This is a genomic window from Murinocardiopsis flavida (assembly GCF_003014485.1).
Classification (GTDB): Bacteria; Actinomycetota; Actinomycetes; order Streptosporangiales; family Streptosporangiaceae; genus Murinocardiopsis; species Murinocardiopsis flavida.
Genome location: NZ_PYGA01000038.1, coordinates 25654 through 39107, shown reverse-complemented (window position 1 = coordinate 39107; position 13454 = coordinate 25654). Strand labels below are relative to the sequence as shown.

The following is a 13454-nucleotide window of genomic DNA, read 5'->3' as shown; positions in this document are numbered from 1 at the left end:
TGGGCGCCCGACCGCCCGGCGCCCGGCCGTCCGGTGGGCGAGGGCTCAGCGCATGATCTTGAAGCCGAACATGTGGGTCGACACGGCCTTGGAGAGCGTCACCCACATCGGCAGCATCATCTCCGTGGCGCGGGAGGTCCTGATCCCGCCGAGGTCGATCACGTCCCGCCAGCCCAGGGAGCGCAGCAGGGCGCCGACCACGGCCTTCGCAGCGGGGTCGTCGCCGCTGACGAAGACGGAGTGGTCGCCGTTCCCGGCGGCGGACGGCGCCGCCATCATCTCCGCGGAGAGCGTGTTGAACGTCTTGACGACCTTCGCGCCGGGAAGGGCGCGCTGGATCTGCTCGCCCAGGCTGTCGGTGTTCGCCGGTTCGAGCACGACGTCCGCCTTCCCCTCGGCGAAGTCGAACGGGCTCGACACGTCCATGAGGGTCACGCCGTCCAGGGCCGCGGCCAGCGGGGTGAGCGCACCGACGCAGACCGGCCCCGAGATCGCGTTGACGACCATGCCGGCCCCTTGCACCGCGTGGGCGAAGGCAGCGAGTTCCAGCTCTGGACGGCTGTCGGCGAGGCGCCGGAACGGGGCGTTGCGCGCCGCGGTGGCCGCAGGGTCGCGGGTGCCCGCGACCACCTCGTGTCCGAGGTCGAGGAACGCGGGCGCGAGGACCTGGGCGACCTCGCCGGTGCCGAGGATTGCGATTCTCATCAGCAGACCTGCCTTCTCTCGGACCCGATCGTAGGGTCCGGCGCGCCGGACGCGACCGCCCGGGGGCGGATCGGCGCACCGCGCCGCCGGGGCGGCGCGGTGCCCGTTGCGCGCGCCGCCGGTCCTCAGACGGCGAAGACCTGGGAGTCGTCGGCGAACGCCTTGAACTCCAGCGCGTTGCCGGCCGGGTCGAGTAGGAACATGGTCCACTGCTCGCCGGGGCGGCCCTCGAAGCGCAGGTAGGGGTCGATGACGAACGTGGTCCCGGCCGCGCGCAGCCGGTCGGCGAGCTCGTGGAACACCGGGACCGGCAGGAGCAGGCCGAAGTGCGGCACCGGGACGTCGTGGCCGTCGACCGGGTTGTGGATCCGCTGCGCGCGCTCCGGTGCCAGGTGCGTGACGAACTGGTGGCCGTGCAGGTTCCAGTCCACCCAGGTGTCGGAGCTGCGGCCCTGCTCCAAACCGAGGACCTCGCCGTAGAAGTGGCGGGCGGCCGCCAGGTCGTCCACCGGCATGGCCAGGTGGAACCGCGGAATCGGAGAATCGGGGGCGGTCATGGGCGCACCTTTCTGTCGTCCGGCTCGCGCGCCGGAATCCACCCCGGCGCACATTGTCTGAATGTTAACATTAGGACATTGACGGAGGAGGAGCCCATGACCGACCGAGTGCGCGTGGCCCCCGCACGCCGCCGGGGCCTGGCCGGCGAGGTGGCCGACCGCATCAGGGACGCGATCTTCAGCGGCGCCTATCCCCCCGGCGCGCAGCTGCGCGAGGTCGAACTGTCGGGCGAGCTGGACGTCAGCCGCGGCCCGGTGCGCGAGGCCCTGCTGCTGCTGGAGCGCGAAGGGCTCGTCCGCAGCGCCTGGCACCGGGGGGCGACCGTGACCCGGTTCGCCCCCGAGGACATCGCCGAACTCGACAGCCTGCGCGACGTCCTGGAGCAGCTCGCCGTCCGCCGGGTGATCGCGCACGCCGCCCCGGAGGACCTGGCAGCCATCGACGCGGCGGTCGAGCGCATGGACCGCGCCGGGTCGGAGCACGAGATGGTGCGCTGCGACATCGCCTTCCACGACGCCGTGTACGCCGCGGCCCGGCACCGGCGCCTGCTCGAGGCGTGGCAGGCGATCCGCTCCCAGGTCCACCTGTTCCTGCTGACCCGCACCGGCCTGAGCAGCGCGGACTACCTGGCCCACGTCGCAAAGGAGCACCGCGGCCTCGCCGCCGCCCTGCGCGCCCGCGACACCCGAAGGGCCCTCGCCCTGTTCGCCGACCACCGCCGCCACGCCTTCGACGCGCTCTCCGACACCGGCGACGGGACGGACGGCCCGCCCGCCTACGAGCCGTGACCCCGGCCGATCGGCGGGGCGGGCGGCGGGGCGCGACCGGTGGGGCGGCCACCGTGTCAGCCGTGCCGGCCCTTGCGCATGCGGTACGCCCGCTGGCGGCAGGCGCGTGAGCAGTAGTCCCGGGGACGGCCCGCGGGGCCGCTCTCGACGGGCGCGCCGCACACCGCACACCCTTTTTCGTCTTCACTTTCGTCACGAATGAGTGCCGCCACTCCGTCGAGCACCCGTTGCAGGCCGAACTCGAAGGGGTCCAGCGGCGCGTCGTAGGCGCTCTCCCGGTACAGGCGGGTCAGCGCCGGATAGCGGTCCAGGTGGGCGTAGAGCGAGTCGCGGCCGCCCCACCACTCCTCGTGGCTGACACCGGAGCGCGCTTCGGCGCGCGCCGCCGCTGCCGCCTGCCGCGCCGTGCTGTCGACGAAGCCGCCGACGAGGTCCACCGACGCGACGACCTGCGCGGGCGCAAGGCCCGTGGCGGCGACGATGCCCAGCCCCCGGTCATAGCGGGCCACGATGTTCGGACCGGGGACCTGGCGCGCATCGTCGGACTCCGCCAGCCAGGCGTGCCGCCGGTGCAGCGCCATCGCCTCCCTGGCCCAGGCCGCCAGCGCGTCCCGCCAGCCGCCGCCCTCCCCGTCGGGCCCTGCGCCGGGCACAGCGCCGTCCTCCGTGCCGGGCCCTGTGCCGTCCTCCGTGCCGGGCTCCGCCGGGCCCCCGCCGTGGTTCTCGCCGTGGACCGCGTCGCACATGAGGGCCAGCAGCTCCGACTTTCCCGGAATGTGCCGGTAGAGCGCCATCGTGGTGAAGCCGAGCCGGTCGGCCAGGCGGCGCATCGACACCGCCGCCAGCCCCTCGGCGTCGGCCAGCTCCACGGCGGCGCGCACGATCGAGTCGAGGCTGAGGCCGCGCCGGGATCCCACCCCCCACAGCAGTTCGGTACTGCGCTCGGGATCGGCCATTCCCCCGCTCCTTTCCGTATTCACGCTGCCCCTCCCAAAGTGTACGGTGTAGACATGAGCGACGAGAAATCGATGATCTTCGTTGACCCCGCGGGCGACGACGCGGGACCGGGCACGTTCGAGGCCCCCTTCGCCACCCTGCACCGCGCACGCGACGCCGCCGGACCGGGGACCGTTGTCTCCCTCCGCGCCGGCACCCACCGCCTCACCGACACCCTCATCCTCTCGGCCGAGCACTCCGGAGTCTGCTACCAGGCGCACGGCTACGGCACCGCCGCCCAGGAGGAGGCGGTGATCAGCGGCGGCCGCCCGGTCACCGAGTGGGCCGCCGACGCCGACGGCACCCACCGCGCCGAGGTCCCCGGCCCGGCTCCCCGCCAGCTCTACGTCGGCGGGCGCCGCGTCGAACGGGCCGCGATCCCGCTGGACGGCACCCTGGTCCGGGACGACACCGGGTACACCACCGAGGGCACCGGGCCGCAGTCCTGGTACGGCGACGTGGAGTTCGTCTATCAGGGCGCCTACCCGTGGTCGGAGGCGCGCTGCCCGGTCGCGCGCATCTCCGGCGACGCGCACTCGACCGCCATCGCGATGGCGAGCCCCGCGTTCGACCGCGCCGCGCGGCTCTACCACTCGGTCATCACCTGGGACGGCCCCGGCGCCGGCGACAACAACGGCGTCGACTCCCCGACGTCCGCCGAGAACAGCCCCGCCTTCCTCACCGACGGCACCTTCGCCACCGCCGACGGGGCCCTCCACTACCGGCCCCTCCCCGGCGAGGACCCGGCCGACGCGGTGGTGCCGGTGCTGGAGACCCTGCTGCACGCCCGCGGTGTCGGCGACGTCGCGTTCCGCGGCATCACCTTCGCCGAGGCGACCTGGCGGCAGCCCGGGACGCCCGACGGGTTCCTGCACTACCACGGCAACGGCTACTACAACGGGGGCGGACTCCACACCGTCACCTTCGCCGAGGGCCAGGGGCAGGTGACCGTCCCCGGTACGGCGGAGAGCATCCCCGGAAACGTGGTCGTCGAGGACTCCAGCCGGGTCACGGTGGAGGGCTGCCGGTTCACCCGGCTCGGCGCGGTCGCGCTGGAGTTCCGCGGCGACGGGGCCGACAACGCCGTGCTCGGCAGCGAGATCACCGAGGTCTCCGGCGGCGGACTGGTGATCGGCGAGGGCGCGCGGCGCCACCGCGTCGAGGACAACCGCATCCACCGCATCGGCGCCGAGTACCGCGGTTCGCCCGCCGTCCTCGTCTCCGGAACCGTCGACACCACCGTGGCGCACAACAGGGTCGACACCGTGCCGCACAACGGCATCGTGGTGTACGAGGGGCGCGGCACACGGGTGCTGCACAACCTCGTCCACGACACGATGCGGGTCCTGGCCGACGGCGGCGGGATCTACATCTCGGGCCCGCAGGGCGACTCCCGCGACAACGGCGCCCTAGTGCGCGGCAACGTCGTCCGCGACACCGTCACCTCCTACAACTTCGGCCTGTACACCGACTACGGCGCCGCGTGGGTCACCGTCGAGGGCAACGCCGTGTACCGGGCCGACGCGCCGGTGGTGCTGGAGGTCTCGCCGCCGCTGGAGCACGTGGCGTTCGTCGGCAACGTGTGGGACGCCGACCCCGGTGCGGCGCCCGACGGCGTGGAACTGGCCGGCAACACGGTCCTGCCGGCCGAGGCGTTCGACGGCGACCCGCGGGTCGCCGCCATCGCCGCCGCGGCGGGCCCCCGTCCCGGCGCCGCCCGGGTCCCGGCCGCGGCGCCCCGTCCCGGCGGGTAGGAACATCCTCCGATGCCGCCCCGCCGCACGGCCTCCCGCGGCGGGGCGGGTCGCGGGGCCCCGCGGCGGGGCGGCTCGCGGGCCCGGGCGCTCCGGCCACGGGGCCGGACACCGCTGTGCGCGGGGGGCGTGCGACGATCCTGGCATCGTGCACGACCGCTGCGGAGGACGAGGATGTTCGCTGTCCCGCTGGGAGACGGAGCCGAGTTGCGGCAGCTGGAGCCGTGGCAGGCCGAGGAGTTCTACGCGCACATCGACCGCGGCCGCGCGTTCATCGGCCGCCACGTCGGACTCCCCGACGCGGCGCACGACCTCGACTCCGCGCGGCGCTGGCTCCAGTCCTACGCCGACAAGGCCGCCGCCGACACCGGCCGCGTCTACGGCGTCCGGCTCGACGGTCTGCTGGTCGGCGGCGTCCTCTTCCGGGACTTCAACGCGGCGGCGGGCAACTGCGAGGCCGGGTGCTGGCTGGAGCCCGCGGCGGCCGGACGCGGACTGGCCACCCGCGCGGCTGAGGTGATCATCGACTGGGCGGTGCGGGAACGCGGGATCCACCGGGTGGAGTGGCTGGTGTCCGCCGAGAACACGCCGAGCATCAACGTCGCCAAACGGCTCGGCATGCGCCGCGAGGGGGTCCTGCGCGCGAACTACCTCTACCGCGGCGTCCGGCAGGACACCGAGGTCTGGTCGGTCCTCGCCCCCGAATGGCACGCCGCCCGCACCCCCCGCTAGCCCAACGCCGTTGATTCAGGTGGGCGATGGAGGGCTCGTAAGCCCGAGCGGAGGCGGAGGCTGCCGCCGCGGGCCCCCGCTGCGCGATACTCCGCGAAGCGGGCGCAATAGGAGTGCGGGGCATCCGGCGGACAGAGGGTGGCTGCCGTCGCGGCTGCGAAGCACCCGGCCGCCACCCCAGGACACCAGGAACGCGCCGCCAACCCCCTTCGCCTGAGGGCGGCAGGGCCGCCCGAGGGCACCGGGGCCGTCAAGAACACCCTCGCACCCCGTTGATGCAGTGGCATTGCCGCTAGGTACGGTCGGTCTGCGCAGGCTCGTTCTCGTCGTCGGCGAGGACCAGCTCGATGCCGAGGCTGCGGACGCTCTCGACGGCACCATCGCTCAGGGTGCTGTCGGTGATGACGGACGAGAAGGAGCGCAGCTCCGCCGCCCGGTACATGCTGAACGACCCGTACTTCGAGCTGTCCGCGACGAGGACCGCCACCGACGCGGAGTCCATGGCCGCGGTCTTGACCTCGACCTTCCCGGGCACGGGCGTCGTGACGCCGTGGTGGGCGCTCCACGAGCTCGCGCTGATGAACGCGATGTCGATGTTCAGCCCGCGGAGCGTGTTCGCGGCGAGGAGCCCGATAGTCGACCGGTTGGCGTACTCGACCTGCCCGCCGATGTGCACCGTCTCGACCTCGCCGAGCAGGCCGAACTCCTCGACGATCGCGAAGTCGTTCGTCACGACGGTGAGGCCGTTGACCCCCTCGATGCGGCCGGCGATACCCAGCGTGGTCGTGCCGGCGTCGAGGTACACGACCATGTCGTCACGCACGAGCCGGGCCGCCTCGCGGGCGATCGCGGCCTTCTGCGGCGCCTCCATGACGCTCTTGTCGGCCCGGCTCGGTTCGGCGCCGACCCTGGTGGGCAGGCGCGCGCCGCCCGGGATGGCGAGGACGCGCCCCTCGCCTTCGAGCGCGGAGATGTCCCGCCGGACGGTCATGTGGGAGACGCCGAGCGCCTCGGTCAGCTGGTGCACGCTCAGCACCCGCTCGCTGCGCAGGAGGCGCACCAGGAGTTCGCGCCGCTGATCGGGGATGAGCGGAGCCTCGTCGTCGGTGCCCGAGGTCGTCATGGGAGCCAGGCTAGCGGCGCGCCGCTCAGCACGCGGTGGCGGTCCCCTGCGCAGCGGGAGCGGTCCCCTGTCCGGCAAAGGCGGTCCGGGTGCGCCGCCGCGGCGCGGGCCCCGACGGGTCGGGGCCCGCGCCCGCTCCGGTGCGGCACCGCGGCGCGCGCCGTCACAGCCACAGCGGCGGGACGACGAGCGCCCCGATCGTGACGAGCGGCCCGATGACCACCATCGACAGCCCCCAGTAGGTGAGATTGCGCGACAGTGTCGGCCGTTCCGGCTCCGCGGCCGACGCGACGATCGTGGCGCCCGTCGTGGAGAACGGGGCGCAGTCGACCAGCGACGCCGAGATCGCCAGGGCGTAGATGAGCCCCGTCATCTCCAGTCCGCCGCCGGGGACGAGCAGCGGGACGGCGAGCGGGATCAGCGCCCCGAGGATGCCGATGGTCGACGCGAACGCGGACACGAGGGCGCCCACGACGCAGATCACCGCCGCCGCGAGGAGCGGCTCGTCCACCGAGCGGGCGGCCGCGCCGAGGTCGTCGATGGCGCCGAGGCGCGTGAGGACGCCGATGTAGGTGAGGATCCCGCCGAGGAGCAGGATCGTCGACCAGTCCACCTTGGCCATTGCCCGGCGGCCCACGTCCGGCATGAAAAGGGAGAGCGCGACAGCGAGCGTGAGCGCGACGACCCCGAAGTTGACGTCGACCTCGAGGAGTGTCAGGCCGAAGAAGCCCGCGATCAGCACGACCAGCGTCAGCAGGACGAGGACCTGGACCTTCGTGATGGGCGTCGACTCCGTCCGCACCGCGGTCGCCGTGCCGCCGCCCGCACCGGAGCCGTCGGACCCGGTGCCGCCGTCGGCGCCCCGCTTGTCGCGCGGACGCCGGAGCAGCTCGCGCCCGCCGAACATGAAGAACGCGACCGCCACCACGACCGTGTTGACACCGACCGAGAGCGCGAACATGAGGAGGGGGTCGAACGGGATCCCGGCGTCCTTCGCGACCGTCGCCGCGGTGATGCCGTTGATGCTCGTCGGCGCGAGCGCGCCGCCGACGATCGCCGAGCTCATGGCGATGCCCATGAGCGTCGGGTTGATGCGGTGGGTGGTCGCGAGGCTCATGGCGATCGGCACGACGGCGAACGCGGCGTGCGAGGTGCCGAGGCACGCCACGCCCGTCCCGATGGCGTACATCGCCCAGGGGATCCACGCCACCCGGTCGCCGATGAGGCTGACCGAGCGGTCGACCAGCCAGTCGATGGTCCCGGTCTCCCGCGCGATACCGAAGAGGTAGGTGATCCCGAGGAGGATCAGCAGCGCGTCGACGGGGAACGCGGACAGGACCTCGTCGAGTCCCTCCCCCGCCAGGCCGATGCCGACCACGCAGGCCGCGACGAGGGCGAGCGCGCCCATGTGGATGTTGCGCAAGGTCGCGACCGCGAAGACCGCGACGAGCACGAGCAGCCCGACGAACTCGACGTTCACAGGACCACCCCGCCGGGGACGCGTGGCAGGGTCCGCGTGCGGAGGTCATCGACCGCACGGCCGGTCCCGCGGCGGGGGCTGGCGTGGCAGAGGGGCATCGTCAGATCTCTTTCGGCTGGGTCTGGGGAGGGGGTCGGGTCCGGTGCGCTATCACGCGCCGGCGCGTGCCGCCGCGGCGAGCGCGGGGTCGATGCCGGTCAGGTCGCCCAGCCGCAGCAGCGCACCGGGGGCGAGGCTGCCGACGGTCGTGGCGAACGACGCGAGGTAGAGGGGCGCGACGTCGTCGCCGACCTCGGACCGGCGCACCAGCACCGGGTCGACACCCTCGACGTCGTGGTGGTGGCCGCCCATGGCGAGCGTCGTCCCGGCGGGGATGGGGCCGCGCGCGCGTCCGGCGAGGACGACGTCCCCGCGCATGCGCCGGTAGCCGGTCGACAGGCCCGCGCGGGCGAGCGCGAGGATGGTCAGCGGGGTCTCGACGCCCATGTAGTGGTAGGGCAGGTAGAGGCAGGCGTACTTGCCGTTGCGGCTCACGACGTGCCCCTTCTGCGCGATCGTCGCCCAGGTGACGGGGTCGGTCGTGCGCACGACCGCGAAGACCCCGCCGGCGAAGCTCGCCTCGCCGGGGAGTCGGAGCGCGCTGAACACGTCGATGCGGCCGGTCCCGTCGAGGATCCCGCCGTCCTCGCACGGCGCGTAGATGTCGGCGAGTTCGGCGGGGCGCGCGACGGGGTAGCGCAGCCGCTCCGCGTCCGGCCGGAACCCGGCGTTCGCCGCGACGACGGCCATCTCGCAGTAGTCGGCGGTCGCGGAGCGGTGCAGCGCCGCCACCGCCGCGTCGCGCCGGTCGAGGGTGTCGGCGGTGTCGGCGCCGAGTTCGAGGAGCCCGGCGAGCCCGGGGGCGTCGACGTGCTCGTCGAGCTGCGTGAGGACCCCGGTCCGCGGGTCGTAGACCAGGTCGTACTCGCTGGACTTGCCGACGGCGACGACGTCGAGGCCGAGCAGCCGCACCGCGGACACGAGGGCGATGAGGTTGGCCGGCTGGTCGCCGCCCGCGAGCGTGTAGCCGACACCGGCGCGCTCCGCCGCGCCGAGCAGGTCGGCCGCAGCGACGGAGTCGACCTCCTTGCTGACCATCACCACGTGCCGGCCGGCGTCGAGTGCGGCCCGCGCGGCGGCGTACCCCCGAGCGGGGTTGCCCGTTGCCTCGACCAGCACGTCGAAGGAGACGTCGAGCAGGCGGTCGAGGTCATCGGTCAGGACGGTGGCGCCCGGCGCACCCTGGCCGACCGCGACGAGCCCTTCGGTGTGGCCGATCTCTGCCCACAAGTCGCGCACCCGGTCGGTGTCGAGGTCGCACAGCGCGGCGACCTCGATCGCGTCGATGGCGCGGAGCTGGGACAGGAGTGTGCGGGCGTAGCCGCCGTTCGCTCCGGTGACCGCGATCCGCACGGGCGGCGCCGAAGGGTCGGCGAGCAGCTCTTCAAGGTTCAACGGTAGGCCCCAATGTGCGTCGTCGTGGAAAGTAAGGAAACATGGATTTACATCAGAGTCAACTCGATTCCCAAATGGGAACATGCTACGGTCAGCCGACGCTAAGGAGACCGATGACGCAGCTGGGGTGTATCGCCGACGACTTCACCGGCGCCACCGACCTCGCGGCAGCCCTCACCGGCGCGGGCTACCGCACCCTGGTCGCGATCGGGACCCCGCCCGACGCGGCGCCCGACGCCGACGCGGTCGTGGTGGCGCTCAAGACGCGCACGGCGCCCGTCGCGGACGCCGTGCGGGAGAGCGTCGACGCCGTGCGGCGGCTGCGCGCGCTCGGCGTGTCGCGGTACTACCTCAAGTACTGCTCGACGTTCGACTCCACACCGGAGGGCAACATCGGCCCGGTGGCCGACGCCCTCCTCGCCGAGTTGCGGACGCCGCTGGGCGTGGTCGTCCCGAGCTCCCCCGCGAACGGGCGGCGGGTCTTCCAGGCCCACCTGTTCGTCCACGACACACCGCTCGGCGAGAGCCCGATGCGCCACCATCCGCTTACACCCATGACGGATTCGAGCGTGGTCCGGCTGCTGCGCCCGCAGACGGCTTCCGAGGTCCACCACATCCCGTTGGAGACCGTGCGCGAACCCGCGGCACTCGCCGCCGCGCTCGCCGCACTGCACTGCACAGCGGAAGCCGCACCACACGGCGAGTCCGGCACTTCGCCGCACAGCGACTCCGGCACCTCGCCGCACTCCGCTGCGGGCACCGCGCCACACGCCGACGCCGACACCGCGCCGCACAGCGCCGCAGGCACCGCGCCATTCGGCGACACGAACACCTCGGCGCACGCCGCTGCGGGCACCGCGCAGCGCAGCGCCGCCCCGGCGCTCGCCGTCATCGACGCGATCGACGCGGGCGACCTCGACCGCATCGCGGCCGCCGTCCCTGAGGGGACGCTGCTGACGGGCGGCGCCGGACTCGCGGCGGCCCTGCGTCCGCCCGAGGCACCGGTCCCGGCCGCACCGGTCGCCCTCCCCCAGGGGCGGCGGCTCGTCATCGCGGGCTCGGCGTCGGCCGCGACCCGTGAGCAGGTCGCCCTCGCGGCAGGTGAGATGCCCTCGGTCCAGGTCGACCGGGCGGCGCTGGCGGCCGACCTACTCGGCGAGGCCGCCCGCCTCGTCGGGTTCGCCATAACGTCTTGGGAGTCGTCGGACCAGCCCGTACTCGTGTACGCGACGGCACACCTCGACGACCTGGAGCCCCCACCCGCCGCAGCGGCGCACCCCGAGAGCACCACCCCCGCATCCGCCGACGCCCCGGCACACCCCGACCGCACCGGCACCGCATCCGCCGACACCCCTGCGCACCCCGACCGCACCGCACCCGCACCCGCACCCGCCGACACCCCCGCGCACCCCGACCGCACCGGCACCGCGGCGCGCATCGAGGAGTGCCTGGCGCGGGTGGCCGCCGCCGCGGTCGGGGCCGGTGCGCGGCGCCTCGTCGTCGCCGGAGGCGAGACCTCGGGAGCCGTGACCTCCGCCCTCGGGGTGCAGCGGCTCGACATCGGCCCCGCGATCGCCCCGGGCGTGGTGTGGGCCGGGGCCGAGACAGCGGACGGTACGCCCATCGCGCTGGCCCTAAAGTCCGGCAACTTCGGCGGGCCGCACATGTTCATCGACGCCTGGAAGGCGATTTCGTGACGATCACCCATTCGGTCGCGCACATCGGCTGCGAGCTCGCGGCGGCCGGGCTGACCGCGGGCCAGGCGGGCAACGTCAGCGTCCGGGACGGTGAGACGGCCGTCGTGTCACCGACCAACGCGCGCCTCTCGCACCTCGACCCCGGGCGCCTATCGTCGGTCGGGATGTCAGGGGAGCACCTCGACGGCCCGCGGCCGACCAAGGAGGTCCCCCTCCACCTCGCGATGTACCGGCGCGACCCCGCTGCGGGCGTCATCGTCCACGTGCACAGCCCGGCGGCGACCGCGGTGTCCTGCCTGGCGCCGTGGTCGGCGCACACGGCGATCGCGCCGCTCACCCCGTACGTCCTCATGAAGGTCGGGCAGGTCCCGCTGATCCCCTACCGCGCCCCCGGCGACCCCTCCCAAGCCGACCTCATCGCCGCCCACCCGATGCCATTCCGCGCGGCCCTGCTCGCGAACCACGGCTCGATCGTGGCGGCCGCCGACCCGGAGAGCGCGATCGCCGCGGCGATCGAGGTCGAGGAGGCGTGCCGGGTCATGCTCGAACTGCGCGGCGCCCCGGCGCGGACCCTCGACCACGCCCAGATCACCGAACTCGTCCACAAGAACAACACCCCCTGGACCCCGCCGGAGCCCGCCACCCCCTGACCGGACCCGCGCTGCCGGAGCGCTCCCGGCCCCTCGCAACGGCGTGGGCCCGCCCATTGGGCGGGCCCACGCCGTTCGGTCGGATCAGATGCCGCGGCGGCGGGGTTTGTCGGGGTCGTCGCCGCGGACGCCGCGGGTCACGCTGCGGCCGGCGTCCTTGAGGTCTTCCTTGGCTTCGCGCGCGTGGCCCTTGGCCTGTTCGGCGCGCCCTTCGTCCTTCAGGCGCTCGTCGCCGGTCACGGTTCCCGCCGCTTCCTTGAGCTTGCCCTTTGCCTTCTCGGTGTTGCTGCGGGCCTTCTCCGCACCACTCATGTCCGCCTCCTCGACGGTTCCCCGCAGGCGGGGGCGCCCGCGGGCCGGTTGTTCCCCCGCCCCCTGCCACGCGTCGGCGGGCCCATGCATCTGCGGCTGCCACGGTTCCCTTCCCCCATGCCACCCCAACGCCGTCCCCGCGCCGTCCCCGCGGGTGGGCGGGATTGACAGAGGGCCCGGCCGACCGCAAACTAGGTCAACCGACTTGGTCACTTGTCCAACAATTCCAAAGGAGCCGCAATGCGCGTCGCGGTGAACGGCACGTCCTTGTTCGTCGACATCGAGGGTCCCGGCCTGGTGCCCGACGGGGACGGCATGCGCGAGAAGCCCACGCTCCTCCTGCTCCACGGCGGGCCAGGGCATGACCACACGATGTTCAAGCCCGCCTACAGCAGGCTCGCCGACGTCGCGCAGCTCGTCTACGTCGACCACCGCGGCAACGGCCGCAGCCAGGACTCCGACCCCGCGACCTGGCACATGGACCAATGGGGCGACGACATCCGCGCGCTCTGCGACGTCCTCGGCATCACGAAGCCGATCGTCCTGGGCTGGTCCTTCGGCGGGACGGTCGCCATGAACTACGCCGCCCGCTACCCCGACCACCCCGCGAAGCTGGTCTTGCAGAGCACGCTCGCGCGCATGGACATCGACCGGGTCGTCGAGGGCTTCCGCACCGAGGCGGGCGAGGACGCGGCGGCCGCCGCCAAGGGGCTGCTCACCGAGGGCACCCCCGCGTCGTTCGCCGCGTTCGCCGAGCACTGCCTCGCCGCCTACAGCCCCGAGCCGTCCTTCCCCTCACCGGAGCACGCACAGGCGTTCGGCCGCATGGTCCTCAACCCCGAGCTGACCATGAGCTTCATGTCCACCGAGTTCGACCGCCGGGACTCACTCGCGGCGGTGCGCTGCCCGACCCTGGTCGCCGCGGGCGCCCGCGATCCGATCACGCCGCTGGCGGCGGCGGATGAGATCATGGCGGGTCTGCCGCCCGCTGCCGGGGCCCGGCTGGAGGTCTTCGAGCACTCCGGCCACTTCATCCCCGACTCGGAGGGCGACCGGTTCTTCGCGCTCCTGCGCGCCTTCATCACCGAGTGACCCGCGCCTAAGGGCCGGCCGACCCGAACGTCCCCCGTCCCCGCCCCCGCGCCGCACCGCGCGAGGACGGGGC

The 13454-nt window shown here is 73.6% G+C and carries 13 protein-coding genes; 6 read left to right on the top strand and 7 right to left on the bottom strand.

The features are described from left to right. Positions 1–45: 45 nt before the first annotated feature. Positions 46–705 (bottom strand): NADPH-dependent F420 reductase, encoded by a 660-nt coding sequence (locus tag CLV63_RS31485; protein ID WP_106586891.1) that lies wholly within the window; start codon positions 703–705, stop codon positions 46–48. Positions 706–830: 125 nt separating this feature from the next. Next, entirely contained in the window at positions 831–1262 is a 432-nt protein-coding gene (locus tag CLV63_RS31480; RefSeq protein ID WP_106586890.1) for a VOC family protein, read from the bottom strand. A gap of 96 nt (positions 1263–1358) precedes the next feature. Here CLV63_RS31480 and CLV63_RS31475 point away from each other — a divergent pair, with 96 nt between their 5' ends. Further along, the gene (locus CLV63_RS31475; RefSeq protein ID WP_106586889.1) at positions 1359–2051 is read left to right on the top strand and encodes a GntR family transcriptional regulator; all 693 of its coding nucleotides are present in this window, start codon (positions 1359–1361) and stop codon (positions 2049–2051) included. A gap of 56 nt (positions 2052–2107) precedes the next feature. Here CLV63_RS31475 and CLV63_RS31470 read toward each other — a convergent pair whose 3' ends face one another. Further along, a complete protein-coding gene (locus CLV63_RS31470) occupies positions 2108–3007 on the bottom strand; it encodes a TetR/AcrR family transcriptional regulator (RefSeq protein WP_106586888.1) in 900 nt (299 codons plus the stop codon). Between the two features lie 54 nt (positions 3008–3061). On the opposite strand from CLV63_RS31470, the gene CLV63_RS31465 reads away from it, so the two are divergent. Together CLV63_RS31465 and CLV63_RS31460 are read left to right on the top strand one after the other, a co-directional pair. Beyond that, the gene (locus CLV63_RS31465) at positions 3062–4801 is read left to right on the top strand and encodes a right-handed parallel beta-helix repeat-containing protein (protein ID WP_211301571.1); all 1740 of its coding nucleotides are present in this window, start codon (positions 3062–3064) and stop codon (positions 4799–4801) included. Between the two features lie 174 nt (positions 4802–4975). After that, on the top strand, positions 4976–5533 hold the full coding sequence (locus CLV63_RS31460; RefSeq protein ID WP_106586887.1) for a GNAT family N-acetyltransferase: 558 nt from the start codon (positions 4976–4978) through the stop codon (positions 5531–5533). Between the two features lie 292 nt (positions 5534–5825). Here the strand turns inward: CLV63_RS31460 and CLV63_RS31455 are convergent, their stop codons facing one another. The 3 genes from CLV63_RS31455 to CLV63_RS31445 form a co-directional block, all read right to left on the bottom strand. Beyond that, on the bottom strand, positions 5826–6656 hold the full coding sequence (locus CLV63_RS31455; RefSeq protein WP_106586886.1) for a DeoR/GlpR family DNA-binding transcription regulator: 831 nt from the start codon (positions 6654–6656) through the stop codon (positions 5826–5828). Positions 6657–6819: 163 nt separating this feature from the next. After that, positions 6820–8136, bottom strand: a complete 1317-nt coding sequence (locus tag CLV63_RS31450; RefSeq protein ID WP_106586885.1) for an SLC13 family permease — start codon at positions 8134–8136, stop codon at positions 6820–6822. A gap of 150 nt (positions 8137–8286) precedes the next feature. Beyond that, positions 8287–9630, bottom strand: a complete 1344-nt coding sequence (locus CLV63_RS31445; protein ID WP_245929251.1) for a homoserine dehydrogenase — start codon at positions 9628–9630, stop codon at positions 8287–8289. Between the two features lie 113 nt (positions 9631–9743). Here CLV63_RS31445 and CLV63_RS34850 point away from each other — a divergent pair, with 113 nt between their 5' ends. After that, entirely contained in the window at positions 9744–11327 is a 1584-nt protein-coding gene (locus CLV63_RS34850; protein WP_245929249.1) for a four-carbon acid sugar kinase family protein, read from the top strand. Then, positions 11324–11977 carry a class II aldolase/adducin family protein gene (locus CLV63_RS31430; protein WP_106586883.1) on the top strand — a complete coding sequence of 218 codons (654 nt, stop codon included), beginning with the start codon at positions 11324–11326 and terminating at the stop codon, positions 11975–11977. The genes CLV63_RS34850 and CLV63_RS31430 overlap by 4 nt, the downstream gene beginning before the upstream one ends. An 84-nt stretch (positions 11978–12061) precedes the next feature. Here the strand turns inward: CLV63_RS31430 and CLV63_RS31425 are convergent, their stop codons facing one another. Beyond that, positions 12062–12289, bottom strand: a complete 228-nt coding sequence (locus tag CLV63_RS31425; RefSeq protein WP_106586882.1) for a CsbD family protein — start codon at positions 12287–12289, stop codon at positions 12062–12064. Between the two features lie 240 nt (positions 12290–12529). On the opposite strand from CLV63_RS31425, the gene CLV63_RS31420 reads away from it, so the two are divergent. Then, the gene (locus tag CLV63_RS31420; RefSeq protein WP_106586881.1) at positions 12530–13381 is read left to right on the top strand and encodes an alpha/beta fold hydrolase; all 852 of its coding nucleotides are present in this window, start codon (positions 12530–12532) and stop codon (positions 13379–13381) included. Positions 13382–13454: the final 73 nt, after the last annotated feature.

Coding starts and splice junctions, on each gene's coding strand:
- CLV63_RS31485 (WP_106586891.1), bottom strand. CDS start 705: ATGAGAATCGCAATCCTCGGCACCGGCGAGGTCGCCCAGGTCCTCGCG.
- CLV63_RS31480 (WP_106586890.1), bottom strand. CDS start 1,262: ATGACCGCCCCCGATTCTCCGATTCCGCGGTTCCACCTGGCCATGCCG.
- CLV63_RS31475 (WP_106586889.1), top strand. CDS start 1,359: ATGACCGACCGAGTGCGCGTGGCCCCCGCACGCCGCCGGGGCCTGGCC.
- CLV63_RS31470 (WP_106586888.1), bottom strand. CDS start 3,007: ATGGCCGATCCCGAGCGCAGTACCGAACTGCTGTGGGGGGTGGGATCC.
- CLV63_RS31465 (WP_211301571.1), top strand. CDS start 3,062: ATGAGCGACGAGAAATCGATGATCTTCGTTGACCCCGCGGGCGACGAC.
- CLV63_RS31460 (WP_106586887.1), top strand. CDS start 4,976: ATGTTCGCTGTCCCGCTGGGAGACGGAGCCGAGTTGCGGCAGCTGGAG.
- CLV63_RS31455 (WP_106586886.1), bottom strand. CDS start 6,656: ATGACGACCTCGGGCACCGACGACGAGGCTCCGCTCATCCCCGATCAG.
- CLV63_RS34850 (WP_245929249.1), top strand. CDS start 9,744: ATGACGCAGCTGGGGTGTATCGCCGACGACTTCACCGGCGCCACCGAC.
- CLV63_RS31425 (WP_106586882.1), bottom strand. CDS start 12,289: ATGAGTGGTGCGGAGAAGGCCCGCAGCAACACCGAGAAGGCAAAGGGC.
- CLV63_RS31420 (WP_106586881.1), top strand. CDS start 12,530: ATGCGCGTCGCGGTGAACGGCACGTCCTTGTTCGTCGACATCGAGGGT.